Source organism: Bacillus sp. m3-13 (genome assembly GCF_000175075.1).
GTDB lineage: Bacteria > Bacillota > Bacilli > Bacillales > Bacillaceae_I > Sutcliffiella_A > Sutcliffiella_A horikoshii_C.
Window position 1 is genome coordinate 46,585 of the sequence record NZ_ACPC01000045.1, and the last position, 24,874, is coordinate 71,458.

The window sequence follows — 24,874 nt, forward strand, 5'->3', positions numbered from 1 at the left end:
TACGTGGTATTTTTATTTCTGTAAAGTGATTTATGATAGACCAATTTCTCAACACCTGTTATAATACACAATAAAAAGATCAAAAGTCGGGTTGTTTTCCTTTCGAAAATTTGATATATTTTAGCACTGATTTCTACTTTTATTTACCCATTATTTTAACTTTTATAGCATTTACAAATAGAAAATTTTTCATGCAATCGATGGAGGGGTTTTAAATGAAATTACTTTGGAGGGTATTCGTTGCAATATTTGTCCTTATTGCTGCAAAAGTCGCTTTGGATTCCTATCAAATAATTAAAGTTGCTGCTGGTGGAGATCACATTAGGATCGATCCTGCATTGTACTTTAACTTATCGTATGTCATTTTTGGTTTAATTGGATTGATGTTTTTCTCGGATATTTATAAAAAGCACATGAATAAACGAAACAACCAATTAAAGTTCTAGTGGTAATTCGTCCAATTTTTAGGTGGAATACAAAAAGCACAAATAAAAAACCAGGCCAATGGTCCTGGTTTTTTATTATGAAAATATAATAAAATTAATCCACTTCTTTTCCTTTTGATGCTTCTAAAATTTCAAACCACTGCTGTGAATTCAGTTTGATATCCAATGAAGAAACCGCTGACTTTACTCTTTCAATCTTCCCTGAACCTACTATCGGAAGGATTTTTGAAGGATGCGTTAATAACCAAGCATATAAAACTTGATCCATAGATTCTGCCCCAATTTCTCCTTGTATCTTTTCTAATGTATTTCTTACCCGGTTAACTTTTTCCTCTGTACTAGTGAAAATACTCCCTCCGCCTAGAGGTGACCATGCCATCGGAGAGATTCTATCCATTTGACATTGCTCGATTGTTCCTTTATCGAAGTGTTCTAAATGGGTAGCGGAAATTTCAATCTGATTTGTTACCAACGGTTCATCTAGATAAGAGTTGAGTAACTTATACTGAGAAGGAGCAAAGTTGGAAACGCCAAACCGCTTTACTTTTCCTTGTTCTTTTAACTGTGTGAATGCTTCTGCCACTTCACTTGGATCCATCATTGGATCTGGTCTATGTATCAATAGAATGTCGATATAATCCGTTCGAAAGTTCTTTAATGATTTTTCTACGGATCGAATGATATGTTCTTTGCTTGTATCATAATATTTAATTTTATGTTCTGGTCTATTAGAAGAAATCAGCTTGATTCCACATTTCGTAACTATTTCTATCTTGTCCCTTAGTGATGGCTTTAGTTCTAATGCTTGTCCAAATTGCTCTTCTACTGTGTAATTACCATAAATGTCTGCATGATCAAAGCTTGTAACGCCAAGATCCAAACACTTTTCTATAAATTCCACAACCTCTTCCTGGCTGTAACCCCAATCACTCAAACGCCACATTCCATGTACAATTCTAGAGAGGGAAACATCTTCTGCTAACTGAGTTCTTTCCATACTAACACTCCTATCTGTTCAATAATAAGAAATTATACCTCTTTTAAATATAATTAGCCAAAAATACTGCTTATTTCCTATTCTTATCTAGTAAATGATATACATGTTTTAGACTTTAAATTAAAATAGAAATTAATATATCAATTAAAATACAACTGGCTAAAAGAAAGGACTCTAACATGACGAAGACGCCACACTCCCTAATAGGACAGAAGTTAATAGATTCACAGAATGAAGTAGCTGCTAGCATGCTTTTGGAAATACAGAATGCTTATCCTAATGTACCGCAATATCGAGAAGAAGAAGTAGAGGTTCAGATCAAGGAAATCTTTAAAACGTTAGTGGTATTCTTGGGTGACTATGTCCGCGATCCTGAAAACAATGTCTTAGACCGCGCAAAAGAATGGGGGGAATCTGTCGGATTCATGTCTGTAAAGGCCGGCGGGTCACTTGAAGAGACACTCTCTAATATGACGTTATATAAAAAATGCTTGTGGGAGTTTATTCAACGTGAAGGTGTGGAAGATGGACTTCACATGAATCAGATTACAGATATTTTCATTCTGATAGATGAAATCTTCAATATTATTGTGTATGGATTCAGTCACGCCTTTTCCATCGCTACTGAACAGAAAATGATAGAAACAAAAGCTTCTTATATTCGACTGTCTATCCCAATTGTTCCTTTACAAAAAGGAATGGGAGTGCTGCCTCTTGTCGGAGAAATTGATGAGATTCGCGCAGGAATACTGATAGAAGAAACGTTGGAGAAAAGTAAGAACCTTTCCATTTCCCACTTAATCATTGATTTTTCTGGTGTTTACCGTTTAGACGAAACAGTTCTGCACACCATGGACCTACTCATCCGGTCACTCAAGCTAATCGGCATCACACCAATCATAACAGGCCTCCGCCCGGAACTAAGCTTACAATTCATCAACTCCGGACTCATCTTGAAAGACATTCAAATCAGCGGCTCTATTGAGCAAATATTACAAGAACAATAAAAAAATCTTGCCGGGGTCAGACCCCGGCAGGATTTTTCACCTTCACGTCGAAGCCTCCATAAAATGTCTTGCCATTTGCTTGTGTTTCCATTATGATAGTACTATCATCCACACAAACACTATATATAGATAGTACAAAACAAACATATAACTACATATAGTAATTATAACTTTTTACGATAAAGGTGTCTTTTTTAGACTTAATAGGGAATCCGGTGAAAATCCGGAACTGTACCCGCAACTGTAAGTGCTGACGATTTTGAGAAACCACTGTACATGAAGGCTTAACGGCTCTTGTATGGGAAGGGTCAAAAAAGGAAGAAGCACGAGTCAGGAGACCTGCCTTTACCGATTTAGTTTCTCTTTCTTCGGGAGTTGAGAAGATGAAACGATACATAGAACACGGTAAAAGCAGGACAAGGTTCTTTTGATTATTTCTGACGCACCTCAGTATATTATCTAAGAATCCTCCCCTTCATTTTCTCCCTTTTTCTATGATCGTTTGATCCACTCAACTATTGAGTGGATTTTTTTATTTTTGATGAAGTGGAGAGTGAAAAAATGACCGTTCATACCGAAACTGTACATAAAAAGAAAAAGAGTCTAACTACCTTTCAAGAATACCAGAGCCATTTAGAGACTGTTTTGTCCGAGTTTCCAACATTTGAAACAAAAAGTTTTTTACAAAAAGCTACCAAGATTATCGATAAACTGCTGCACCACAACAACCAAGATGAACTAACAAACCAACTAATACTAGAAGCCCTCAATCATGTGGACGAACTAGAACCAGACTGGACCTATGTTGCATCAAGATTATTATCACAAAAGCTGCAACAGGAAGTTTGCAGAAACAGAAACATCTCCAAACCCTATACGGACTTTTATTCATTAATCAAAGGCTTAACAGATCAAGGAATCTATCAACCTCAAATCCTAAAAGCATACACACATAAAGAAGTAAATGAATTAGAGGCAATCATTGATCCTCAAAAAGATTATCTATTTACCTATATTGGCCTCAAAACGTTATCTGACCGCTATTTAACACGTGATCATCATAAGCGTTTACTAGAGTTGCCTCAAGAACGATTCATGATCATTGCCATGACCCTCATGCAAAAGGAAGAAAATAATCGGATTCATTACGTGAAAGAAGCTTATTGGGCACTAAGTAATTTGTATATGACGGTTGCCACACCGACATTTGCCAATGCCGGAAAAACATATGGACAGCTCTCAAGCTGCTTCATTGATACAGTTGATGACAGCTTGCAAGGAATATATGACAGCAACACCGACATTGCAAACCTCTCCAAATCAGGAGGCGGCCTTGGCGTCTATCTCGGCAAAATACGCAGTCGCGGCAGTGATATACGTGGATTCAAAAGCGTATCGAGCGGAGTGATACCGTGGATGAAACAACTAAACAATACGGCCGTAAGTGTCGACCAGCTAGGACAACGGAAAGGAGCCATTTCTGTCTATTTAGATGTTTGGCATAAAGACATTTTTTCTTTTCTTGACAGCAAGCTCAACAATGGTGATGAACGCATGCGTACACATGACCTTTTCAATGGAGTGTGCATTCCGGATATGTTCATGGAACAGGTGGAAAACAGAGGAGACTGGTATTTATTTGATCCTCATGAAGTTAGAAAACTAATGGGCTATTCCCTTGAAGATTTTTATGATGAGAGTGTCGGTGCTGGCAGCTTCCGCCAAAAATATGAAGAATGCATCAATCATCCTGAGCTCCCGAAAGAAAAAGTACCAGCAATAGAGATTATGAAAGCAATCATGAAAGGTCAACTAGAAACCGGCAGTCCGTTCATGTTTTATCGTGATGAAGTGAACAGAATGAATCCTAACGCTCATAAAGGAATGATTTATTGCACAAATTTGTGCACAGAAATTACCCAAAATCAAAGTGCCACGATAACGAAAAAGCAATACGTAGAAGATGGTACTATCATAACTGTGAAAACACCCGGAGATTTTGTAGTGTGTAACTTGTCCTCCATTAACCTTGCTCGCACTATAATAGCCGGTCAACTGGAACGCCTTATTCCCATTCAGGTTCGGATGCTAGATAATGTGATTGAATTAAATGAAATACCGGTACTGCAGGCAAAGATGACTAATGAGAAATATCGTGCCATTGGGTTGGGGACATTTGGTTGGCATCATCTGCTTGCCATAGAAGGAATTAAATGGGAGTCAAATGAAGCGGTACTTTATGCAGACGAACTTTATGAAAAAATTGCGTTTCACACGATTCAAGCTAGCTGCCTTCTTGCTAAAGAGAAAGGCTCATACCCAGCTTTCGAAGGGTCAGATTGGCAAACTGGTGACTATTTTTACAAACGGAATTATGGGGCATCCTCCAAACTGGATTGGATTACGCTTCAAAAACAAGTAGCGAATTACGGCGTCCGAAATGGGTATCTAATGGCAGTTGCTCCGAATGCTACTACATCCATTATTGCTGGAAGCACTGCTAGCATCGATCCCATTTTCCTAAAGGTGTATTCAGAAGAGAAAAAAGATTACAAGATTCCCGTAACGGCACCTGATCTTAACGCAGAAACAACGTGGTTTTATAAATCTGCCTACCATATCGATCAGCATTGGAGCATCGCCCAGAATGCTGCAAGACAAAAACATATCGATCAGGCCATTTCCTTTAACCTGTATGTTACGAACACCGTGAAGGCCAAAGCGTTACTTGAACTTCATCTAGATGCATGGAAGCAAAAGTTGAAAACAACCTACTATGTTCGGTCTACATCTTCAGAATTAGAAGAATGTGAATCGTGTTCAAGTTAGAAAGCTATCATTAATGCCCTCAGAAGCATACCAATAAAAAGGAGAAAAACAGATGAATACTCACCTAAAATCACGCATCATAATGGATGTGGACGCACCGAATAGATCGACCAAAATAATAAATGGAAAAAGCTCAAATGTCCTAAATTGGGACGACGTGGCATTTTCATGGGCTTATCCAAAATATAAAAAAATGCTCTCCAATTTTTGGTCTCCATTTGAAATCAATATGTCACAGGATATCAAGCAATTTCCTCACCTGTCACAACAGGAACAGGATGCATTTTTGAAGATCATTGGCCTTCTTGCACTCCTTGACAGCATTCAGACTGACTATGCAGGAAAAGTGGCAGATTATTTGACCGATTCCAGCCTTAATGCGCTAATGATTATGCTAGCCCAGCAAGAGGTAATCCATAACCATTCCTACTCCTATGTCTTATCAAGTCTTGTGCCGAGGAAGAAACAAGAAGAAGTGTTTGAATACTGGAGAACAGAACCCATCCTTAGAAAAAGAAATGACTTTATAACAGATGGGTACAAAGCATTTGCTGAAGCACCATCTGTAGATAATCTCCTAAAATCCATTGTATATGATGTTATTTTGGAAGGTCTCTTCTTCTATTCAGGCTTTGCATTTTTCTATCATTTGGCGAGAAATCAAAAAAATGGTCTCTTCCAGCACGATGATTAATTATATTAACAGGGACGAACAAATTCACGTGGATTTGTTTGTGAAAATCTTTAAAGAGGTTCTTCTGGAATACCCAGAATGTAACACTGCTAGTCTAGAACAGTTCGTCGAGGAGACTTTTCAACAAGCGGCACAACTGGAGATTGAATGGGCAAGACATATTATTGGAGATCATTTTGCAGGAATCGAATTGGAGGATGTGGAAGCATATATCAAATTTTACGCTAACGTCCGTGCCCATCAACTCGGTTTCAAGCGCCCTTTTGAAGGATACCGCACAAACCCACTTAAATGGATTAAAGCATACGAAGACGTAGACCTGGGTAAATCCGACTTCTTCGAACAAAAGTCCAGACAATACACAAAAGTAAACGTAGTAGATAACGGCTTTGATGAATTATAAATAATACGAAAAACTAGTGGTGTATGAAATACCCTAGTTGATTGGAGTGGAAGGCGCGCAGACGCCCGCGGGAGGAAGGGACAGGTGAGACCCCACAGGCTGAAAGCCGAGGAGGCTCACGGACCGCCCGCAGGCAAGCGAAGCGCCTGGAACGGAAATCAACCGTATCATATACTTTCTTATTTTATAAAGATAGGCCGTGTATATTTTGTATACACGGCCTATCCTTATTCGTAAAGTTAAAACAACCCCAAATATTGAAGCGCCAATATCACAACTCCCAAAATCCATACATAAATCGCAAATATCCGAAGAGAATGCCTTTTCAAATAATTAATCATCCATTTCACCGCAATATATCCAAAGAAACAAGATGCTAAAATTCCAATAATTAATGAAAATAAAGAAATATCCTCCCTGCCTACCTGTGCAACCTCAACCGTTTGCAAAAACACAGCCCCCGCAATGGCGGGTGTTGAGAGCAAGAAAGAAAAATATGCCGCTGTTTCCCTATCTAACTTCCGAAACAAGCCTGCTACAATCGTTAATCCCGATCTCGAAATGGCAGGGAATATAGCAGCAGCTTGGAAAGAACCAATAAACAATGCGTCCTTCCACGTAATATCCTCCATCTTTTTTGAACCCTTTTTAATGGAGTCCGCAAACCAAAGAAAGGCACCTGTAATCAGAAACTCCCAGCCAATCGTCACACCTGTTTTGGAAATTTCCTCAAAATAATCTTTAAAAGCAAGTCCAATAACAACTGCTGGAATAGTACCGATAACCAACAAAAATGATAATTTATCAAAAGGATTACGGATGATCTTATAAAATTCTTCCCGGTAAAAGTAAAGGACTGCTATCAACGTTCCGAAGTGAAGCATCGTATCAAGCAATAACCCAGCTTCTTGCAAACCAAATAGGTTCCTGCCTAAATATAGGTGACCTGTGCTTGAAATTGGCAGGAATTCCGTTAGTCCTTGAATAATCCCCAGTATGAAGGCTTCAATTTTGGACATATCCTCTCCCCCTTCCTATTCCGTTCTTTTTCTATCAAATACAAAATATGTGATGGCTCCAAGTATAATTAAAATCATTAATGGAATAATTAGCGGTTGCGCAGCATGTTTGATTTCCCGCCAATTCTCCCCCAGTTGAAGGCCTATATATAAAAATAAAAAGGTCCACGGAATGACCGCCGCCACTGTATATACCAAAAAAGGAAAAAACTTCATTTTGGCTATACCTGCCGGAATGGAAATAGCATGCCTTACCACCGGGATAAAACGTGCTGTAAAAATGACAATCGGCCCGTAATTTTGAAACCACTTTTCCGAGATGTCCAAATGTTTGGGCTGTATCAATATGTACTTTCCATATTTATCAAGAAACGGCCTACCGCCAATACTACCTGCCCAGTATAAAAAAAGCTGAGCGAGTGTACCTCCAACCACCCCTGCAAGCATTGCTCCCATAAATTCTATCTCACCAATAGAAATTAAATAACCACCATATCCAAGGACGATTTCGCTAGGAATGACCTCCACCATTAAACCGAGAGCGATCCCCCAAACCCCCAATGTGGTGAAAAATTCAAAAACAGATAAAAAAAATTGCTCCATATCCTCACCTCATTTGTAAGAGAGTTGTCCCTAACAATGTATGAGAGCACGTCCACGAAAAGCACTAAATTCAGAAAAGGGTTTTCACTAATTATGTCGAATAATAAAAGGAATGGAGGTGCTGATAAATGAAGAAAATCTTTATTCTATCCTTATTCCTCCTTTTTCTAACAGCCTGCGGTATGCCTGCACACATTCCGGATCGTTTTTCTTATATTGAAGTGGTCGAACAAAAAGAAGATGAATCACTGTCAGAAATTGAAGATATCGAAATGATCTTAAAGGACAGTGACGTAGTCATCGGATTAGATGAGGCAGCGGAGAAGTATCCAGATTACAATATTGAAAATACTCCCGCTTATATAGTGTTTGAATATACAGGATACCTTACCAACGATATGATTCTGTTCACCTATGACAAGGAAGAGGCTGTAACGTTATTGAAAGAAAAGATTCAAGACGAAAAAGAAAAAGTGGAATGAACAAGAAAGTCGAACAAGAGCAACAGCCTCCGTTCGACTTTTCAACACCCTTTTATGTAACCGCTTACTTCAATAGATAAAGCATAAACTTACCTTCTTTTTCATATAGTAAAAAAATTGTAATTGGGAGGATTTATATGGGGGAACTATGTCTACAATCTTCTTGCGTCGGTTATGATTTAATCTTGATTACCTTAGGCTGTATACTAATTCTATACATTGGGTATCGTTTTCTCGGTCACGAAGACTAAACTACCTCATGAATTCACTTCTTTTGCTTCATACTAGAAGAGAGGTGATAAAAATGAGGAAGGTAATTTTGCTTCTATTGCTCTTCTGTGTAGCTTTTCCCATAACCTTTTCTGCACAGCCGCTTCCAATAGAAGTCTTTGATGTTACACAAGGTAAGGTAATAAAATCCATTCCTTTGGATGAGAAAAACAAGGCAGAAGCCCTAAAACTTGTAAAAAGTACAGACTCCCTCTTTCCAAAACTTAACCCTACTCCAAAAACAGGGTTTATGATTAAGGTGATTTTTGATCCAGCTGAAGATGTTGAAACAAAAGTATTTAAGCAGCCTGTCAAACAAGTCATTTTTATTTTTCCAGATGCAGAAAAGCCTTATATACTAATCTTCAACGAGAAAGATCAACCTATGTTTTATTACTTCAGTGAAGATTTCGCACCATTTCTGGAAATGCTCGGAATAGATTAATTATAAAAATGGAATAATGGGTACACTATCTTCAACTTTAACCTTTCAAGGAGGGGTTGGATTGAGAAATGTACTTGTTATTCTTTTTATTGCATTTTGCACCCTAATTTCAACTGGGTGTGGAACAGAAAACGAAGGAAGCCAAGGAAATGCAGAAGCCCCAGTTCCACTATTACCAACTTCAGGAGATTACTCCTTCCGACGCTATATAGAAGAAAAAGGGCATACAGACTATAGAGTATTGTATCGTCAAGTTGACGATAGTGATATTGTGGAAGTGAGGACCATCGTAGACTTGGAGGCTGCCCAATCTTCATCTGATATATCAGAAACAAGTAATTTTTATGAAGAAACGAAAAATGGTATATATGGATATATCGTATTGTCTGAGGAATTTCCTTCTGAATGGACTGCTGAAGATATTAAGAAATTCCCAAAGACAAAAATAATAGCCTATCCATTGGAGGCCAGCAATACATGGACAGAACGAATCGAGGATTTTGATCTTGAGATCAGTTATCACATAAGGGAAGTTGATGCTGAGATAAAAACTCCGGCAAAGACTTTTAAAGATTGTATTATTATAGATTTTGAAGAGAAAGACAAGGAAGGAAATACTATACGCAAAGGCAATTCAGCTTTTGCACCAAATGTAGGATGGATAAGGCATGAAGTGGAAGACGAAGTATTAAAAGACGTTCATAAGTTAGTAAATATTAATGAAAGATAAGAATTTTATCTTTCATTTTTAAATTAATTGGGCAACTTTTCCCATTAAATTATCGTCCAAGATGTAGAATATTTCGTTTTGCGAATATTTTACATAACTGTAATGATGAAATTACCAATTTTATTGTATAATTACAAACATACCTTACCCTAAACATGGGTATAAAGGTACCCAATACTATTTACTATGTTATACTTCTATAGTTAAGGAGGAGATGTAACTTTGAGTCTGAGTAAAATTGTTTTTGTGATCAGTATTATGGCAAGCTTTCTTATGCTTGTGGCATCCGTAATTGCATTTGTAATTCAAGACATCGGGTACTTTTGGATGATGTTCATACTTATGGTTGTGAGTATACTTCAAAACATCTCCGTTTATAAACATATTTCCACAACGGATGAACCAATAAAAAGTTAGGCCGATTCCTGTGAAAGCCAAAAGCCAGCAAATCAGCTAGCTTTCAACTCTGTACGTACATATTTGCCTTCTTTATCATACAAATGAAATTTTTTTAATAAGCTTTCCATGCCCATCTGGGAGCTCCGGTAAAGATACATGTAAAAGGAATTGGTTTTCGACCACATTACTTGAAATTTGGTAAATTACTTCCTCTTTCCTTTGCACTTCTAGAACCACTTTTTGAATTTCTTCTTTTTTCGGTACTAATCCATGAATATATGTATGCTCCGTATCGTCTGCTTTCACATTTTTTTCTTCGAAGCAAAAATCTTTTTCTTCCTTCATCGAATAGAAGTTAGGTTTCTCCATTCCGGTTACTTCAAAGCCATGATCATTATATTGATAAACGCCCAGGACTGTTTTTAATATAGAGTCCTCTTTAGAATAGATTAGAAAGGATTGATGGTCTTCGTCCACGAACATCAACTCCATCCCATCCATATTATCAGCGGCCCCAGATATGGCTCCTTTCAATGTTCTATATATATAGTTAGGTTCTGACTCAATTTTTGAGACATGATCAATTTTCCTGATCCTTGAAAAATATTTTTGAGGTGGGACGGCTAACTTTACTCTCTCCCCCCTGCTAACGATATCTGTTTCGATGGTCTGTATGGAAGTTTGTTTATTCTCTCCAATGAATAGGATGAAAGTTCCCTTTTTCGTATCAATAATTTCAGAATAAAAGGACCGATCAAGCAGTACTTTTTCAGGTTTCAATTTCCCGTATAAACCTTTTTGAAAAATAACTGCTCCCAATTCCTTTTCATTATGCTCAAATGTAGCAAGCACCTTATTGGTATATTCAATTGGATACGTTTCCAATAACAACGGCCTCGTCTCCAAATCCGCTAGGTGTTCTTGAATAAAGCCTGTAATCCCGCTTTCTGAATTCACTATCGTAAAACTGGTATATTCATAAGTAGAGTAACCAACGAGAAATACTAGACCTGACAATGAAATGAGCATAAGTATTCGTTTCAACATCCTTACCTCCTGTTCCATAACTGCAAAACATAAAAATAAAGAAAATATAGTTCTATAGCCCTAATTCCATTTTAAGGCAAATAGTTTAAGAGGGCTATTGGGAAAGTTGTTTGGATTTCCGTACAATCATTCGCTATTTTAGTTGCCCATTTTCATAAGAAGGAAGTAATTTTAATTCAGTGACATCTTCATATTCATACATTTTCCGAATCCATATTAACTTTTTTATTTTTTTATTCGTGTTTTTCTCCAAAAACCCTTTTCAAAAAGTGCTTTTTCCTTTATAATCACTTCATAATCCAAACAATATAATAAATAACTCGTATAATAGTGGGAATATGGCCTACAAGTCTCTACCAAGCTACCGTAAATGGCTTGACTACGAGTGATACTTTAATTTTCCCGTACTTAGGTTCAACCACCTGGGTCGATTATTTGCATTCCCGAAAGTTTAAAGTGGTCACTTGTAGATCTTGTGCCGCTTACAACTTTCGGGATTTTTTTATTTTCAGGAGGAGGAACAAACATGAAATTACTACAACAAACCATTCTTGAAAAAGGGACGGTATTACCAAACGGGGTTCTAAAAGTTAATACTTTCTTAAACCATCAAATTGATACTGGGCTGATGATTGAGATAGGAAAAGAATTTGCAGAACGGTTTACTGATTCCAACATTAATAAAGTAATAACCATTGAGTCGTCAGGAATTGCACCAAGTTTTTTCGCCGCTCATACACTTGATGTTCCCCTTATATTTGCAAGAAAAAAGAAATCCCTGACTTTGAAAGATAACGTTTATACTAGCCAGGTTTTCTCTTTTACTAAACAAGAAACAAGTGAAATCACGGTGGCAAAGGAATTCTTAGCTGAAAACGATAGAGTGTTGATCATTGATGATTTTTTGGCTAACGGACAGGCTGCGCAAGGATTGATAGATGTAGTGAAACAAGCTGGTGCCTCTGTTGCAGGTATTGGTATTGTCATTGAAAAAACCTTCCAACCTGGTCGACAGATTCTAGAGGACAAAGGATATCGTGTAGAATCACTAGCCAGAGTCAAGTCGCTACAAGACGGCCAAATAACCTTTCTACAAGAACAGATCAGCGTCACCAATTAACCTTATGGAGGTCATCTTATGAAAGCTACTACTGTACATTATCCATGGTATAAAAAAGAAGATACAGATGCATTCTTCGCTCTTTTTCAAAACAACTTGGCAAACTTCGTCATCATCGCCGTAACAATGCTAGGTATGGGATTTCCTGCAAGCATCGTATTCGGTAAAGTAATACCTGGTGCCGCCGTTGCTGTTATGGTCGGGAATCTATACTATGCATTTATGGCAAACCGACTTGCACAAAAAGAGGGAAGAACGGATGTCACTGCCCTCTCATACGGAATAAGCACCCCAGTTATGTTTGTCTTCCTGTTTGGTGTATTGGCTCCAGCTAATGCATTAACAGGTAACCCGGAACTTGCCTGGAAAATTGCTGTAGCTGCTGCGTTTTTGAGCGGATTGATTGAAACTCTTGTAAGCTTTACAGGAAACTGGGTAAGAAATCATCTGCCTCGCGCTGCAATGCTTGGAGCATTAGCTGGTGTTGCTCTCACCTTTATTGCAGGTGAAATGCTTTTCAATACTTTCTCCATTCCGGTAGTGGGGTTAGTCGCTTTAGTGATTATTATTGCTGGGGTGGTAGGAAAAATGGCCATGCCTTTCAAAATTCCAGCTTCCCTGTTTGCGGTTATTATCGGTACAGTTTTAGCTTTCACTTTAGGTTATCAATCTCCCTCTCAAATAACAGATGGTTTGAAAAACATTGGATTTTATCCAATTTTGCCAACTTTTGCCGCTTTTGAAGGGATGACGTACCTGTTTGGAACACTAATTGGTTTACTTGCAATCATCCTTCCTATTACGTTGTACAATGCCATTGAAACGATGAATAATGTAGATGCCATGTCTGCGGAAGGCGACTCATATGATGTTCGTGAATGTCAGGCAGTGGATGGGGTTGGAACAATGCTTGGGGCGGTTTTTGGTGGCCTCTTCCCTACAACTGTATACATTGCAACAGTAGGCTCAAAATGGATGGGTGCCGGTAGAGGATATAGTATTTTAAATGCAATTGTATTCGGTCTTGCAGCCATGACAGGAGTTATTGCAGCCCTTGCAGCCATCATTCCGCTTGCTGCAGTTGCACCCATATTAGTGTTTGTGGGAATCTCCATGGTGGCAACAGCCTTTGGATCTAATGATAAAAAATACTTCCCGGCCGTTGCAATTGCCATGCTACCTTATTTCGCTAACTATGTAATGACACGCTTTAATAACAGTGCAGGTGAAGTCGTAGCCGGCATATCCGAAGGTATTGTCCCTCTTGGCCAAGGAGCTATGTTTACTGCAATTGTACTCGGTGCAATTACTGTTTATATTATCGACCAGGATTATCGTCGTGCTTCTTATTTTGCTCTAATTGGTTCCTTCTTATCTTTCGTTGGTTTCATGCATGCTCCTAAGCTTGCAGTGAACGCAGCTCCTGATTTTGCGATTGGGTATGTGTTAATTGCAGTATTTTTAGTTTATTGTGCATACCAACGTGCTTCAAGTACGGTTACAGAGACTGATCACAAAGTTGCTGTTAAGAGGCAAGTAGCTTCTTAAACTTGATACTCTAAATAATATATTTAATATTTAAACATTGAGGAACCAGGAGATACTTCTTGGTTCTTTTTCTATTTGCTCTTAACAACCGCTAATGATTTACTAATTTTCCGTCTCTTAAGACATTCGCCCACGAGTTCTGGACGAATGAACATACAATACAAAGTAGGCATAGATAGGAGGAAAAGAAATGCTTTTACAACAACAATGGCATGGACATCGTGGACAACGCTCTATTGGACCAGGATATGGTGGTAGACCTGGACCTGGATTTGGAGGTTTTGGCTTTGGATTCCCCTTATTAGGAGGGATTGCAGGAGGTTTACTTGGCAGTGCTCTTTTTAATAATTTCGGCTATGGTGGAGGATTTGGCGGTTATCCAGGCTTTGGTTTCGGTGGCGGTCCTGGCTTCGGTGGCGGTCCTGGCTTCGGCGGCGGTCCTGGCTTCGGTGGCGGTCCTGGCTTCGGTGGCGGTCCTGGTTTCGGTGGATGGCAAGGCACACAAATTAGTGGCCAATAAATAGTAAGTAGAAAAAACCTCCCACTTCATTAGTAGTCGGGAAGGCTTAAATAAGGCTCTTTTCTTCATACTTGTTGGTTATACGGGTTTAGTAACAAGTATCAGAAAACAGTCTTTTTTATATATTTCAAAAAAGAAATAGAAAGGGTGACTCGAAACAAAACGAGGTATCATTTTTAATAAAATAGAAAAACTACTTATATCCAATACAATGAGAGCAGGCTCTTTATGTCCATTAAGGAACAATACATAGAAGTTTTTAATAAAAATCAATCTTCGGTTCAATCCCATGTGAATTTTTGGGTGGAACATGTCGTTTTCTCCTGGCAGTGGTGGATCATGGTAGCTACATTCATAATATGCTGGACAGTATTTTGGAAGCTAAAAAAATCAAAACACCTCCCTAGAATCACCATATACGGACTGCTTTGGATTATTGTCGCATCCAACCTGGACGGCTTGGGGTATGAACTTGGACTTTGGGGGTACACGTACAACCTCAGTCCCTTTTTACCTAAATCATATGTATTTGACTATTGTCTCATCCCCATTACTTATATGCTTCTCTATCAATATTTTCAAAAAGGTAAGGGATTTCTTTACGCAAATATTGTTTTGGCTGTTGGCGCCTCATTGATTGCAGAACCGGTTGCTCAAAAACTCGGTCTTTATATCCCATTTCACTGGAGTAAATTTTACTCTGTGCCTTTATATATAATGATTGCTTACATTCTGAAATGTATTACCGAAAAAATTTGTCGTTCTATCCTACCAAAAAACTAGGATAACCATAAGGCTATCCTAGTTTTTTAAACGGTTTCTTTTATCTCTTCTTTATTATTGGTATCTTCTTCTACTTCAGTTTCTTCCCCATCCATAATAGGCTCAGCCTCTTTTTTCTTTTTGAGGAACTCTTCTAAAGCAAGTTTACTTTCTCTTGATGTTAGTATATACAAGAAATCCTTATCCTTAATGACAGTATCACCAGATGGTGTCACAAGAATTCCTGCTCTAATGATGGCATTAATAAGTGTCTTATCAGGGAATTCCAACTCAGCAAGTGTTTTTCCGACCATATCCAGATCCTCTTCTACTTGGAACTCAATTATTTCTGCATTTGCTTTCCCAATGGAAACTAACTCTAAAGAATGTATAGGTGCTATCTTCTTTGGCCCAGTGAGATCTAATTTTTTTGCAAGCATCGTAATGGTAGATCCTTGAACAAGAGTCGATGTCAAGACTACGAAGAATACAACGTTAAAGAACAGTTGTGCATTAGGAATGCCGGCAATCATTGGAAATGTAGCGAGAACGATCGGTACAGCTCCTCGTAGACCCGCCCATGAAAGAAACACTTTTTCTTTGATACTGAAATCCATGCCTAATGTGGAGAGGAATACGGCTATAGGTCTAGCTACAACTATCAAAATTACAGATAATAACAATCCCTTAAGCATAATATCCCACTGGAACAACTGTCCTGGGAAGACCAGTAATCCCAATATGATAAACATAAGAATCTGCATCATCCATGCAAACCCTTCATTAAATCTGAAAATCGACTGTCTATAGGTAAGTTCATTGTTCCCTATTATTAATGCTGCCACATACACCGCTAATAGTCCGCTTGCACCCATCAGTGCTGCGATACTGTAAGTTAAAAGGGCGAATGCCATGGCAAAGACAGGATATAGACCAGAGGAGTCGAGGTTTATCTTATTAATGGAATAGGAAGCCAGCTTACCAAGACCTAATCCCAACAGCAAACCAATTCCCATCTGCCAGAAGAAACTTCCGATAAACCCTATGTAACTGGGATTGGAGGCAGTTAGCAATTCAATAAAAGATAATGTCAAAAACACTGCCATAGGATCATTCGTACCGGATTCTGCTTCAAGAGTTGCCCCCATCCGTGCTTTAATGTTCTGTCCTTTTAATACGGCAAAAACTGCTGCTGCATCTGTTGATCCAACGATGGCTCCAAACAGGAATGCTTCTAACCAAGACACATCGAGAATAAGTTTGGCAGATACTGCAACCAGTGCAGAAGTCAGGATTACCCCAAGAGTAGCCAATGATAAAGAAGGTTTGACAACCTTGCGAACTGTTCCCCATTTTGTTTGCAAACCGCCTTCAAATAAGATAATCACGAGAGCAAAAATACCGATTAATTGAGCATACTTTACATTATCAAAGTAGATGAAACCAAGTCCATCACTGCCTGCCATCATACCAACAATTATGAACAATACAAGGGCTGGAACACCTAGTTTTGATGAGAATTTTGTTGTTATGACTCCAACAATCAGAAGAAATGCGGTAAGTAAAATAAAATAATCAACATTGAATGCACCTTGTATCATCTTATCCCCCCTTATAAATTGACATCGATTCTTACAGATAATTTTTCATGCTTGTCTATTCCAAGATAACGGAGTGTTTCCGAAGGTGAAGTGTGGTTAAAATGTTTTTGGAGAAGAGCAACTGCAACACCGCTTCTATAGGCATGGTAGCCGAAGGTTTTGCGCAAAGTATGAGTACCCACTTTACCAGGCACACCTACTTCTTTCGCTGCTTTATTAATGATGCGGTATGCTTGTTGCCTTGTAATCGGTGAACTGCACTTTTGGGATTTGAAAAGGTAATCCTCTGGCTCAAGGGTTCTTTTGTCAAGATAGTCCGCTATCGCTTGTTTGACATGTTTATTCATATAAATAAAATGCCCATTTTCCAATTGGTAATAGTCATTTACTTTTCCATCCAGTGTCACATCTTCGACTTTAACATGCAGAAGTTCACTAAGTCTTAACCCCATGTTGATTCCCATTACAAAAAACAAGTAATCTCTTAAGGAGTAATTTTTTAAATATTCTTTAATGTCGCGGATGAATTTGCGATCTTTTAAAGCCTCGACATATTCCATAAGATTCTCCTCCTTAATGTTACTTAACTCTATTATAACATATATATATGTAACATTTTAATAATATGCTTATTAAGATATATTAGGAGAAAATTCCGGTCCTTCTTTAGCATACAACATTAGTTATTGGTTATTCGCCGCTGTTCCTTTCCGCAAATGGCTTCGCTTTCCGCGGGACGGTGCTTGAGCCTCCTCACAACGCTTCAGGGGTCTCAAGCTACCGTTACTTCCCCGCTGGAGTCTACGCAATTTGCTCCAATCCACAGCTGAATATCGCATAAACGATACGTAAATGCTTATTCAGTTAAAACAGTTAAATTGCTTTTCATAAACCATTGATTAAATGAAGTAACCTTGTTGATTGGAGTGGAAGGCGCGCAGACGCCATCGGGAGGAAGGGACAGGTGAGACCCCGGAAGGCTTGCCTGAGGAGGCTCACGGACCGCCCGCAGGCAAGCGAAGCGCCCGCAGGCAAGCGAAGCGCCTGTAACGGAAATCAACCGGATTCTATGCTTTCTTATTCCTTTAAAAAAACACCACTGGAAAAGTGGTGTTTTGTAAAAAGTATTATAAAAAGAGTACTACTAGCGTTCCGACAATGAAGCAATATATGGAGAAATAAATCAAATTACCTCTTGCCATTATTCCCATAAACCATTTTAAAGAAAAATAAGAAGCAATAAGAGAAGCGATAAATGCCAAGGAATATGGTAAAAGGATTTCATTCACATTATCCATGCCGATAAGATCTTTAATTGCCAACAGGATGCTCCCAACACTTACAGGAATAAAAAGTAGGAAAGAGAATCTCAGTGCTGTCTCCTGTTTCATTCCTCGAGCCATTGCAGCAACAATTGTTGCACCAGAACGGCTTATCCCAGGAATCAAGGCCACAGCCTGTGCCAACCCTACAATAATTGCGTCCTTGAAGGAAAGTTCTGCATCATTCTTTCTACCTCTTAAGTTACGAATCAACCAGAGTGCAATACCTGTAACAATCAAAGTAACACCGATAACTTTAATATTATCAAGCGCCTCTGATATTACATCACCATAAACACCCCCAATAACTCCTGCAGGGATCGTTCCGATAATAAGATAAATTACAAACATGAAATCTGCTTTGTCTTCCTTATCTTTTTTTCGCCACAAATCTTAATGCCCCGAAGAAAAGTCTCGCTATTGATTCACGATAAATAATAAGGATGGCAATTAAGGATGCTGCATTTACAACTATCTCGAATGTTAACCCTTCGAGATCCATTCCCATGAGTCTTTGCAAGATCATTACATGACCACTTGAAGAGACAGGAATTGGTTCAGTAATCCCCTGGAAAATTCCAAGGAATATGTACTTCAATAAAATCAAAATTTCTTCCATACCAATTAAACCTCAGTTTCTTAAAATGATAAATACTAAATATAAGACGTAAGCTATAGCCAAAAAGGTTCCTTCTATTTTCCCAATTCGGAAATTTGTTCTTGAAAACACTAAGAGAATCACCGTTAACACTACTAACAAACCAATATCCACAAATATTTTGCTATTTACAGGTAGTGGAGTTATTAGTGAGGCCGTTCCCAATACAAATAAAATATTGAAAATATTACTACCTACGATATTACCCAGGGCAATTTCACTTTGTTTCTTGACGGCTGCCATAATTGATGTAACAAGTTCTGGCAGGGAGGTTCCTATTGCTACAATCGTCAATCCGACAAGTGTTTCACTCATACCCAATGATACAGCAATCTCTGTACTATTTCTTACTACTAATTCTCCACCGAATATGATGGCAGCTAGCCCGATGACCGTCCAAAAAATGTTCTTTCCCCAAGTTACTTTCTCTGAAGTTTCTTCTACAGGAATCTTATCCCGATTATTTCTTGCGACTTCAAAAATATAATACATAAACACAGCGAAAATCAATAGAAAGATTAACCCATCACTTCTAGTAAGCAAATTTTCAGAAAAACCTTGTAGCGCAATATCGCTAATTAACACAAGTAGCACTGCACTTCCTAATAAGGTGAAAGGTATTTCCTTTCTGATTGTTTCGCTCTCCACCTTTAATGGATTCAATAGAGCCGTTAGTCCAACTACTAGGGTAATATTAAAGATATTACTACCAATAACATTTCCCAGTGAAACTTCTGCGTTCCCATCTAACGCAGCCAGAATACTTACTGTCGCTTCCGGCGAACTTGTTCCAAATGCTACTATGGTCAAACCAATTAACAATGGGGAAATACGAAGGATCTTGGCGATGCTAGAAGCACCATCCACAAACCAATCCGCCCCTTTAATCAACAATGCGAATCCAACAACCAATAATAAATAGGTCATAATTTAATGTTCCCTTCTTGGAAAATTAAAGATTTAATGCTATTCTGCTTCACTTGACTGCTCTACCAATTGATAATACCAATCTTTTGTTTTTTCTGCATCTTTTGAGTTAATGAAGATAGTATCATCATTTGTTTTTATTAATAAATAAGGCGAATTTCCCTTATATATAAACAGCAGACTGCTTCCATAATCCTTGACCTTAAAGTGCCCTTTAGAGATGGATTGCATTCCATATCCATTTGTACGTAAATACACTTCCGGCATTTCCTCCACTAGGTCGACTTGTGTGATGTCTTCAAACCTCCATTCATCACCATAAACTCCACTTATCTCAAATGAATTTTCCCTCAAAGTTAATTCAGCCTCTTGAAAACCTAAGTAAGAAACGACAAATAAAAAACCAAAATGTGACAACAGCAATAGAAGTACTAATGATGTAGCTTTTTTTACGTTTTTTTGGCACCTCATATTTGGAAAGATATATGAATCCCCCAAACAACAGGACTACCATTACCCCTATTTGAACTTCCATAGCATAGGGGAAAGAAGTAAATAATAAAGGAAGCATGATTAATAAGACGATGGCTGTCCCAATGAGGAGCTTTCCTGTTTTTTGCGGATAGCCATTTTGAATCAATTCTTCTTGCTCTTCTTTAGGACGAGAACGAAAACTAGATATCAGCCCATATGCCTCCTTTTTTACGATAGCCCATCCAATCAATAAAAAGATCAGCACCACTGTGAGTTGTATAAAAAATAATAACAACATTTATAATACCTCCTTTCCCTCTTCACTCTTTTCTATTCTTACGTTTTTTCAATTCTATAAGTTTCATTTTCGAAATATCTTATTAGTAGCCCTAAATCATGATTTCGTGAGGTTCTTAGGAAGGTCTTCCATTATTGATTAGAAAGGAGCATTAGTATGATACGAGTAGTCTATTATTATGTAATATTGTTTATGACCTTAATGATGACCATTGGAGGAAGTGTCGCAGCATTCATGGCAATTGCAGATATTGTTTCCCCTTCTAGCTATTATCAAACTTATAGCGAATATAAGGAGATGAAAATCGCCAACAAAACAAAATATGATGAATCAGGCAAACCGATTTCTCAGCCAGAAATTGATGACGACGAATTGCTTGCCGAATATAACACAGTCGTCTCTCAAGAGAAAGAACGGAACAGAGAAATGGCATGGAATACATTGATTAAGAGTTTTGGATGGATTATCATCCCACTACCTATCTTTATTTTCTACCAGCGCAAAGTTAGGCGGAACGAATAACCGATAAAACAAAACAAGAACCTGGCGGAATTTTCGCCAGGTTCTTTAAAAGTAAAAACCTCTGTTATTTGTTTATCGCCGCCGTTCCTTTCCGCAAATGGCTGCGCTTTCCGTGGGGCGACCTTGAGCCTCCTCGCTTCGCTGTAGGCCACTGAAAAAGTCTTTGATGTTAGATTTTTTTAAGACACCGCTGTTGATTTCCGCAAACGGCTTCGCTTTCCACGGGGCGACCTTGAGCCTCCTCGGGCTACGCCCTGCGGGGTCTCAACATTGTCGCTAATCCCCCACAGGAGTCTCCGCCATTTGCTCCAATCCACAGCTGAAAATCACGAAAACTAACGTTAATTCTTTATCAGTTAAACCGGGTAGATGCCATTACACAAACCCTTTAGTGAATGAAGTCACCTTGTTGATTGGAGTTGAAGGCGCGCAGACGCCCGCGGGAGGAAGGGACAGGTGAGACCCCGCAACGGAGTGAGGAGGCTCACGGACCGCCCGCAGGCAAGCGAAGCGCCTGGAACGGAAATCACCAGTATTTTATACTTTCTTATCCTTAGACAAAAAGACCGGGCGAAATTGCCCGGTCTTTTTTTAGCCGCCTCTTACTTTTCTTTTCTCATTTTCTGCTAAACCGCTTTTCTGTTTAAGATATCGGTACAGATAAATACTCGGCAATATTGCAATCAATAATGCAACGAGCATATAGCCCTCAATGTCTGCTGATAATAACCCGTTAGCTACAAAACTTAGTAATAATAAATAAAGTGCATTTCCGATAAAGGTAGCTGTCAGAAAGGGCATTAACCTGATGGAACTCACCCCACCCGTTATATTTATTAAGCTAGATGGAACAAATGGGATCAATCGCAATAATAAAACGAAAAAAACACCATTCTGTTCCAACTTTTCTAGATATGATTTTTTCACCTTGTTGATAAGGAGCGATTGGAACCAATACCGAAATACGACGAAAGCGACAAGTGCGCCAATCAAGCTTGTAGCTAGACTCCATATATATCCGCATACCAGTCCAAACAAGGCAATATTAATAACTATTATCCCTACAATCGGTATGAGTGTGAACAAGTTTTGGATTAGCATTAAGGAGAAGGTCAGTAATAACAAGAAATATATTTCCTCTTCTAACATCATTTGAATTTGTTCAATATCGCCACTTTTAAAAATGGAAAACCACTCTGTTTGAACAACCCAAACTAATGAACATACTACCAGTATGAAGGTTAATATCCTCCAAATTTTTTGAGTGTGTATGAATGCTCCCCCCCTGCCAGATCCTAAAGTCTCTTAACTAATTATAGCAATTTTATCTTAATAAAGTACTATCTTACACTCTCCGTGTTAATTATTTTTTGATAAGGACATTTTTCTTCCATAGATTAAGTTGAAAACGCTTTACATGTTTTTTACAAATTATCTATTGACGAAGTGAAAAAAGGGGAGTAAATTAAGTATCATCATTCTATACATTTTAACCTATTGCTTAATCTTTACAGAGCGGGGGAACCATATTGATATCCTGATAATTTCGGCATATCTAGGGGTGAATCGTACTTATACGAAGAGGACTCTCATCCTCTAACCCGACAGCTAACCTCGTAAGCGTATTGAGAGAAGGGTCTGATCGTTATAAAAGAGACCATTCTTTGAGTTGCAAAGATGGTCTCTTTCTGATTTTTTTCAAAACCCTCACCTATTTTTCAAGAGAGAAGGAATAAACATGAAGAAGCAATTTGTTGTCATTGGATTGGGCCGTTTCGGAGGCAGCATCGTAGAAGAGTTCTCCACACTGGGTGTAGAAGTACTCGCCATCGACAAAGACGAAGACAACATTAACAAAATAAGTGAATATGCCACACATGCTGTTCAGGCCAACGCAACAGACGAAGCTACACTTAACTCCTTGGGTATCCGCAATTTCGATCATGCAATTGTATCTATGGGGGATGACATTGAATCAAGTATTCTTACAAGCCTGCTTCTAAAGGAAATGGGAATCAAACAAGTGTGGGTAAAAGCTACTAATAAATACCACCAAAAAGTATTGGAGAAAATCGGCGTGGACAGAATCATCCAGCCAGAGCGAGATATGGCCAAAAGAGTTGCCCACCATGTCGTTTCAGATAAAATCTTCGACTATATCGAATTATCCAACAACCATAGTATTGCCGAGCTTTTTGCATCAAAAAAAGTAAGTAATAAAAGCTTGACCGATTTGGATCTACGCGCAAAATTCGGTTGTACACTTATTGGGATACAAAGAGACGGTGATATTATTATCTCCCCTGCAGCAGATGAAGTTATTCGTGAGGGGGATTTACTGATAATTCTCGGTCGTAACGAAGACATTCATCGATTTGAAGATGTGGGTATCTAACCATGTGGCGCCGTCCTTTTATTAAACTAAGTCCGCCGCAGCTTTTAATTGTTGTATTCATTTTTTTCGGATTATTAGGGACGTTATTATTGAAATTGCCGGTTTCCACTACTGAATCCATCACACTGGTTGATGCCCTATTTACTGCTACCTCTGCAATGACAGTGACAGGGCTTGCTGTAGTGGATACTGGAACAGCATATACTTTGTTTGGCCAAATTGTCATCTTGTTTCTTATACAAGTAGGCGGAATTGGTATCATGACATTCGCAGTATTGATTTTTATTATGTTAGGCAAAAAAATTGGCTTTCAGGAAAGGTTGATATTACAACAGGCACTCAACCAAACATCCGTCGGGGGAATCATCTTACTGGTCAGAAGAATTATTATATTCTCTTTCCTAATTGAAGGAATTGCCGTATTACTGCTGTCCTATCGATGGATTCCTGAATATGGATGGTGGGACGGTTTTTACTTTAGTGTCTTTCACGCCATTTCCGCCTTCAACAATGCCGGTTTTTCCATTTGGTCAGATAGCTTGATGCAATATGTGGGTGATCCTGTTGTAAACATTGTGATTTCTTTTCTTTTCATCATCGGGGGGATAGGGTTTACAGTGTTGACAGATCTGTGGTACACAAAAGAGTTTCGCAGACTTACCCTTCATACAAAGATTATGCTATTCGGAACATTGGGGATCAATATACTTGCCATGTTTGTATTTTTTGTTTTGGAATACTTTAACCCTAGCACTCTAGGAAACTTTACTTTCATCGAAAAAATATGGGCCGCCTATTTCCAAGCGGTTACCACTCGAACCGCCGGCTTTAACACGATTGATATCGGGGCCATGGAAACCTCCTCCATTATGTGGACGCTTCTGCTTATGTTTATAGGAGCAGGAAGTACTTCAACAGGTGGGGGAATTAAATTAACAACATTTATTATCATCATATTAGCTGTGAACACTTTCATAAAGGGCAAGCGTGAAATAGTCATTTTCAATCGTTCGATACACCAAAACTATGTAGTAAAAGCTCTTGCGATTTCAACCATTAGTATTTTATTTATTTTCTTCTCTTTGTTCATCTTAACGATAACCGAACAAGCAGACTTTCTTTTATTATTATTTGAAGTGATTTCCGCATTTGGTACGGTTGGATTATCCATGGGGATTACCGGAAATTTAACAGACATCGGAAAATGCGTTATTGTTTTCATCATGTTGCTTGGAAAACTGGGACCTTTGACATTGGCCTATTCCTTAGCAAAACCAAAACTGTCAAAGGTACGATATCCAAACGAGGACCTGCTTACAGGATAAATGTTAAGGCTCCCCTTTGTAATGGGGAGCC

24 protein-coding genes, 2 pseudogenes and 3 riboswitches are annotated in these 24,874 nt (G+C 38.5%); of the genes and pseudogenes, 15 read left to right on the forward strand and 11 right to left on the reverse strand.

Annotated features, from left to right (window positions below; translation table 11 throughout):
* Nucleotides 1-215: 215 nt before the first annotated feature.
* Nucleotides 216-446, forward strand: a complete 231-nt coding sequence (locus tag M313_RS0118235; protein ID WP_010198565.1) for a hypothetical protein — start codon at nucleotides 216-218, stop codon at nucleotides 444-446.
* Nucleotides 447-540: 94 nt separating this feature from the next.
* On the opposite strand, the gene M313_RS0118240 is transcribed toward M313_RS0118235, so the two are convergent.
* On the reverse strand, nucleotides 541-1,443 hold the full coding sequence (locus M313_RS0118240) for an aldo/keto reductase (RefSeq protein WP_010198567.1): 903 nt from the start codon (nucleotides 1,441-1,443) through the stop codon (nucleotides 541-543).
* Nucleotides 1,444-1,622: 179 nt separating this feature from the next.
* Here M313_RS0118240 and M313_RS0118245 point away from each other — a divergent pair, with 179 nt between their 5' ends.
* The 3 genes and pseudogenes from M313_RS0118245 to M313_RS24015 all read left to right on the forward strand — a co-directional run bounded on the left by M313_RS0118245 (nucleotide 1,623) and on the right by M313_RS24015 (nucleotide 6,376).
* The gene (locus M313_RS0118245) at nucleotides 1,623-2,450 is read left to right on the forward strand and encodes an STAS domain-containing protein (RefSeq protein ID WP_010198568.1); all 828 of its coding nucleotides are present in this window, start codon (nucleotides 1,623-1,625) and stop codon (nucleotides 2,448-2,450) included.
* A 166-nt stretch (nucleotides 2,451-2,616) separates the two neighbouring features.
* Nucleotides 2,617-2,811: riboswitch (cobalamin riboswitch) on the forward strand.
* A 200-nt stretch (nucleotides 2,812-3,011) separates the two neighbouring features.
* Complete coding sequence (locus M313_RS0118250; RefSeq protein ID WP_010198569.1) at nucleotides 3,012-5,279, forward strand: ribonucleoside-diphosphate reductase subunit alpha; 2,268 nt, start codon at nucleotides 3,012-3,014, stop codon at nucleotides 5,277-5,279.
* A 52-nt stretch (nucleotides 5,280-5,331) separates the two neighbouring features.
* Nucleotides 5,332-6,376, forward strand: a pseudogene (locus tag M313_RS24015) (ribonucleotide-diphosphate reductase subunit beta).
* A gap of 239 nt (nucleotides 6,377-6,615) precedes the next feature.
* On the opposite strand, the gene M313_RS0118260 reads toward M313_RS24015, so the two are convergent.
* Complete coding sequence (locus M313_RS0118260) at nucleotides 6,616-7,395, reverse strand: undecaprenyl-diphosphate phosphatase (RefSeq protein WP_010198570.1); 780 nt, start codon at nucleotides 7,393-7,395, stop codon at nucleotides 6,616-6,618.
* A gap of 15 nt (nucleotides 7,396-7,410) precedes the next feature.
* Nucleotides 7,411-7,998 (reverse strand): undecaprenyl phosphate transporter UptA, encoded by a 588-nt coding sequence (gene uptA, locus M313_RS0118265; protein WP_010198571.1) that lies wholly within the window; start codon nucleotides 7,996-7,998, stop codon nucleotides 7,411-7,413.
* A 128-nt stretch (nucleotides 7,999-8,126) separates the two neighbouring features.
* Between uptA and M313_RS0118270 the strand changes: the two genes are divergently transcribed.
* The 4 genes from M313_RS0118270 (at nucleotide 8,127) to M313_RS0118285 (ending at nucleotide 10,342) form a co-directional block, all read left to right on the forward strand.
* Entirely contained in the window at nucleotides 8,127-8,480 is a 354-nt protein-coding gene (locus M313_RS0118270; RefSeq protein WP_010198574.1) for a hypothetical protein, read from the forward strand.
* A gap of 304 nt (nucleotides 8,481-8,784) precedes the next feature.
* Nucleotides 8,785-9,195 (forward strand): hypothetical protein, encoded by a 411-nt coding sequence (locus M313_RS0118275; protein WP_010198577.1) that lies wholly within the window; start codon nucleotides 8,785-8,787, stop codon nucleotides 9,193-9,195.
* A 61-nt stretch (nucleotides 9,196-9,256) separates the two neighbouring features.
* The gene (locus M313_RS0118280; protein ID WP_010198579.1) at nucleotides 9,257-9,925 is read left to right on the forward strand and encodes a hypothetical protein; all 669 of its coding nucleotides are present in this window, start codon (nucleotides 9,257-9,259) and stop codon (nucleotides 9,923-9,925) included.
* A 222-nt stretch (nucleotides 9,926-10,147) separates the two neighbouring features.
* Nucleotides 10,148-10,342 carry a hypothetical protein gene (locus M313_RS0118285; RefSeq protein ID WP_010198581.1) on the forward strand — a complete coding sequence of 65 codons (195 nt, stop codon included), beginning with the start codon at nucleotides 10,148-10,150 and terminating at the stop codon, nucleotides 10,340-10,342.
* A gap of 75 nt (nucleotides 10,343-10,417) precedes the next feature.
* On the opposite strand, the gene M313_RS0118290 is transcribed toward M313_RS0118285, so the two are convergent.
* A complete protein-coding gene (locus M313_RS0118290; protein ID WP_029326590.1) occupies nucleotides 10,418-11,371 on the reverse strand; it encodes a hypothetical protein in 954 nt (317 codons plus the stop codon).
* A gap of 300 nt (nucleotides 11,372-11,671) precedes the next feature.
* A riboswitch (purine riboswitch) is annotated at nucleotides 11,672-11,773 on the forward strand.
* 124 nt (nucleotides 11,774-11,897) lie between these two features.
* Between M313_RS0118290 and M313_RS0118295 the strand changes: the two genes are divergently transcribed.
* From M313_RS0118295 to M313_RS24020, 4 genes are all read left to right on the forward strand, one after another.
* Nucleotides 11,898-12,491, forward strand: coding sequence for a xanthine phosphoribosyltransferase (locus M313_RS0118295; RefSeq protein ID WP_010198585.1), 594 nt, complete (start codon nucleotides 11,898-11,900; stop codon nucleotides 12,489-12,491).
* 18 nt (nucleotides 12,492-12,509) lie between these two features.
* Nucleotides 12,510-14,039, forward strand: coding sequence for an NCS2 family permease (locus M313_RS0118300; protein ID WP_010198587.1), 1,530 nt, complete (start codon nucleotides 12,510-12,512; stop codon nucleotides 14,037-14,039).
* Nucleotides 14,040-14,229: 190 nt separating this feature from the next.
* Nucleotides 14,230-14,559, forward strand: coding sequence for a hypothetical protein (locus M313_RS0118305; protein WP_010198589.1), 330 nt, complete (start codon nucleotides 14,230-14,232; stop codon nucleotides 14,557-14,559).
* A 228-nt stretch (nucleotides 14,560-14,787) separates the two neighbouring features.
* Entirely contained in the window at nucleotides 14,788-15,342 is a 555-nt protein-coding gene (locus M313_RS24020; RefSeq protein ID WP_010198064.1) for a CBO0543 family protein, read from the forward strand.
* A gap of 26 nt (nucleotides 15,343-15,368) precedes the next feature.
* Here the strand turns inward: M313_RS24020 and M313_RS0118315 are convergent, their stop codons facing one another.
* The 6 genes and pseudogenes from M313_RS0118315 to M313_RS26485 form a co-directional block, all read right to left on the reverse strand.
* Nucleotides 15,369-16,922, reverse strand: coding sequence for a potassium/proton antiporter (locus M313_RS0118315; protein ID WP_010198066.1), 1,554 nt, complete (start codon nucleotides 16,920-16,922; stop codon nucleotides 15,369-15,371).
* 11 nt (nucleotides 16,923-16,933) lie between these two features.
* Nucleotides 16,934-17,482: a tyrosine-type recombinase/integrase gene (locus tag M313_RS0118320; RefSeq protein ID WP_010198068.1), complete on the reverse strand. Its 549-nt coding sequence runs from the start codon at nucleotides 17,480-17,482 to the stop codon at nucleotides 16,934-16,936.
* Nucleotides 17,483-18,049: 567 nt separating this feature from the next.
* A pseudogene (locus M313_RS24025) lies at nucleotides 18,050-18,863 on the reverse strand (undecaprenyl-diphosphate phosphatase).
* Nucleotides 18,864-18,875: 12 nt separating this feature from the next.
* A complete protein-coding gene (locus M313_RS0118330) occupies nucleotides 18,876-19,829 on the reverse strand; it encodes a calcium/sodium antiporter (RefSeq protein WP_010198605.1) in 954 nt (317 codons plus the stop codon).
* 39 nt (nucleotides 19,830-19,868) lie between these two features.
* A complete protein-coding gene (locus M313_RS26480) occupies nucleotides 19,869-20,183 on the reverse strand; it encodes a PH domain-containing protein (protein WP_010198606.1) in 315 nt (104 codons plus the stop codon).
* Nucleotides 20,184-20,190: 7 nt separating this feature from the next.
* A complete protein-coding gene (locus M313_RS26485; protein WP_010198607.1) occupies nucleotides 20,191-20,601 on the reverse strand; it encodes a DUF3784 domain-containing protein in 411 nt (136 codons plus the stop codon).
* A gap of 156 nt (nucleotides 20,602-20,757) precedes the next feature.
* On the opposite strand from M313_RS26485, the gene M313_RS24035 reads away from it, so the two are divergent.
* Nucleotides 20,758-21,123: a hypothetical protein gene (locus M313_RS24035; protein WP_010198613.1), complete on the forward strand. Its 366-nt coding sequence runs from the start codon at nucleotides 20,758-20,760 to the stop codon at nucleotides 21,121-21,123.
* Nucleotides 21,124-21,714: 591 nt separating this feature from the next.
* Here M313_RS24035 and M313_RS0118345 read toward each other — a convergent pair.
* Nucleotides 21,715-22,248 carry a TVP38/TMEM64 family protein gene (locus M313_RS0118345; protein ID WP_157182508.1) on the reverse strand — a complete coding sequence of 178 codons (534 nt, stop codon included), beginning with the start codon at nucleotides 22,246-22,248 and terminating at the stop codon, nucleotides 21,715-21,717.
* Nucleotides 22,249-22,611: 363 nt separating this feature from the next.
* Nucleotides 22,612-22,760: riboswitch (cyclic di-AMP (ydaO/yuaA leader) on the forward strand.
* 101 nt (nucleotides 22,761-22,861) lie between these two features.
* Here M313_RS0118345 and M313_RS0118350 point away from each other — a divergent pair.
* On the forward strand, nucleotides 22,862-23,518 hold the full coding sequence (locus M313_RS0118350; RefSeq protein WP_010198616.1) for a potassium channel family protein: 657 nt from the start codon (nucleotides 22,862-22,864) through the stop codon (nucleotides 23,516-23,518).
* Nucleotides 23,519-23,520: 2 nt separating this feature from the next.
* Nucleotides 23,521-24,843 (forward strand): TrkH family potassium uptake protein, encoded by a 1,323-nt coding sequence (locus M313_RS0118355; RefSeq protein ID WP_010198617.1) that lies wholly within the window; start codon nucleotides 23,521-23,523, stop codon nucleotides 24,841-24,843.
* The last annotated feature ends 31 nt before the right edge of the window (nucleotides 24,844-24,874 follow it).

Excerpts from the sequence above, each read along its gene's own strand:
- M313_RS0118305 (WP_010198589.1), top strand. The coding sequence starts at position 14,230 with ATGCTTTTACAACAACAATGGCATGGACATCGTGGACAACGCTCTATT.
- M313_RS24035 (WP_010198613.1), top strand. The coding sequence starts at position 20,758 with ATGATACGAGTAGTCTATTATTATGTAATATTGTTTATGACCTTAATG.
- M313_RS0118240 (WP_010198567.1), bottom strand. The coding sequence starts at position 1,443 with ATGGAAAGAACTCAGTTAGCAGAAGATGTTTCCCTCTCTAGAATTGTA.
- M313_RS0118330 (WP_010198605.1), bottom strand. The coding sequence starts at position 19,829 with ATGACCTATTTATTATTGGTTGTTGGATTCGCATTGTTGATTAAAGGG.
- M313_RS24020 (WP_010198064.1), top strand. The coding sequence starts at position 14,788 with ATGTCCATTAAGGAACAATACATAGAAGTTTTTAATAAAAATCAATCT.
- M313_RS0118250 (WP_010198569.1), top strand. The coding sequence starts at position 3,012 with ATGACCGTTCATACCGAAACTGTACATAAAAAGAAAAAGAGTCTAACT.
- M313_RS26485 (WP_010198607.1), bottom strand. The coding sequence starts at position 20,601 with ATGTTGTTATTATTTTTTATACAACTCACAGTGGTGCTGATCTTTTTA.
- M313_RS0118270 (WP_010198574.1), top strand. The coding sequence starts at position 8,127 with ATGAAGAAAATCTTTATTCTATCCTTATTCCTCCTTTTTCTAACAGCC.
- M313_RS0118290 (WP_029326590.1), bottom strand. The coding sequence starts at position 11,371 with ATGTTGAAACGAATACTTATGCTCATTTCATTGTCAGGTCTAGTATTT.
- M313_RS0118300 (WP_010198587.1), top strand. The coding sequence starts at position 12,510 with ATGAAAGCTACTACTGTACATTATCCATGGTATAAAAAAGAAGATACA.
- M313_RS0118315 (WP_010198066.1), bottom strand. The coding sequence starts at position 16,922 with ATGATACAAGGTGCATTCAATGTTGATTATTTTATTTTACTTACCGCA.
- M313_RS0118235 (WP_010198565.1), top strand. The coding sequence starts at position 216 with ATGAAATTACTTTGGAGGGTATTCGTTGCAATATTTGTCCTTATTGCT.
- M313_RS0118260 (WP_010198570.1), bottom strand. The coding sequence starts at position 7,395 with ATGTCCAAAATTGAAGCCTTCATACTGGGGATTATTCAAGGACTAACG.
- M313_RS0118355 (WP_010198617.1), top strand. The coding sequence starts at position 23,521 with ATGTGGCGCCGTCCTTTTATTAAACTAAGTCCGCCGCAGCTTTTAATT.
- M313_RS0118245 (WP_010198568.1), top strand. The coding sequence starts at position 1,623 with ATGACGAAGACGCCACACTCCCTAATAGGACAGAAGTTAATAGATTCA.
- M313_RS0118295 (WP_010198585.1), top strand. The coding sequence starts at position 11,898 with ATGAAATTACTACAACAAACCATTCTTGAAAAAGGGACGGTATTACCA.
- M313_RS0118320 (WP_010198068.1), bottom strand. The coding sequence starts at position 17,482 with ATGGAATATGTCGAGGCTTTAAAAGATCGCAAATTCATCCGCGACATT.
- M313_RS0118350 (WP_010198616.1), top strand. The coding sequence starts at position 22,862 with ATGAAGAAGCAATTTGTTGTCATTGGATTGGGCCGTTTCGGAGGCAGC.
- uptA (WP_010198571.1), bottom strand. The coding sequence starts at position 7,998 with ATGGAGCAATTTTTTTTATCTGTTTTTGAATTTTTCACCACATTGGGG.
- M313_RS0118275 (WP_010198577.1), top strand. The coding sequence starts at position 8,785 with ATGAGGAAGGTAATTTTGCTTCTATTGCTCTTCTGTGTAGCTTTTCCC.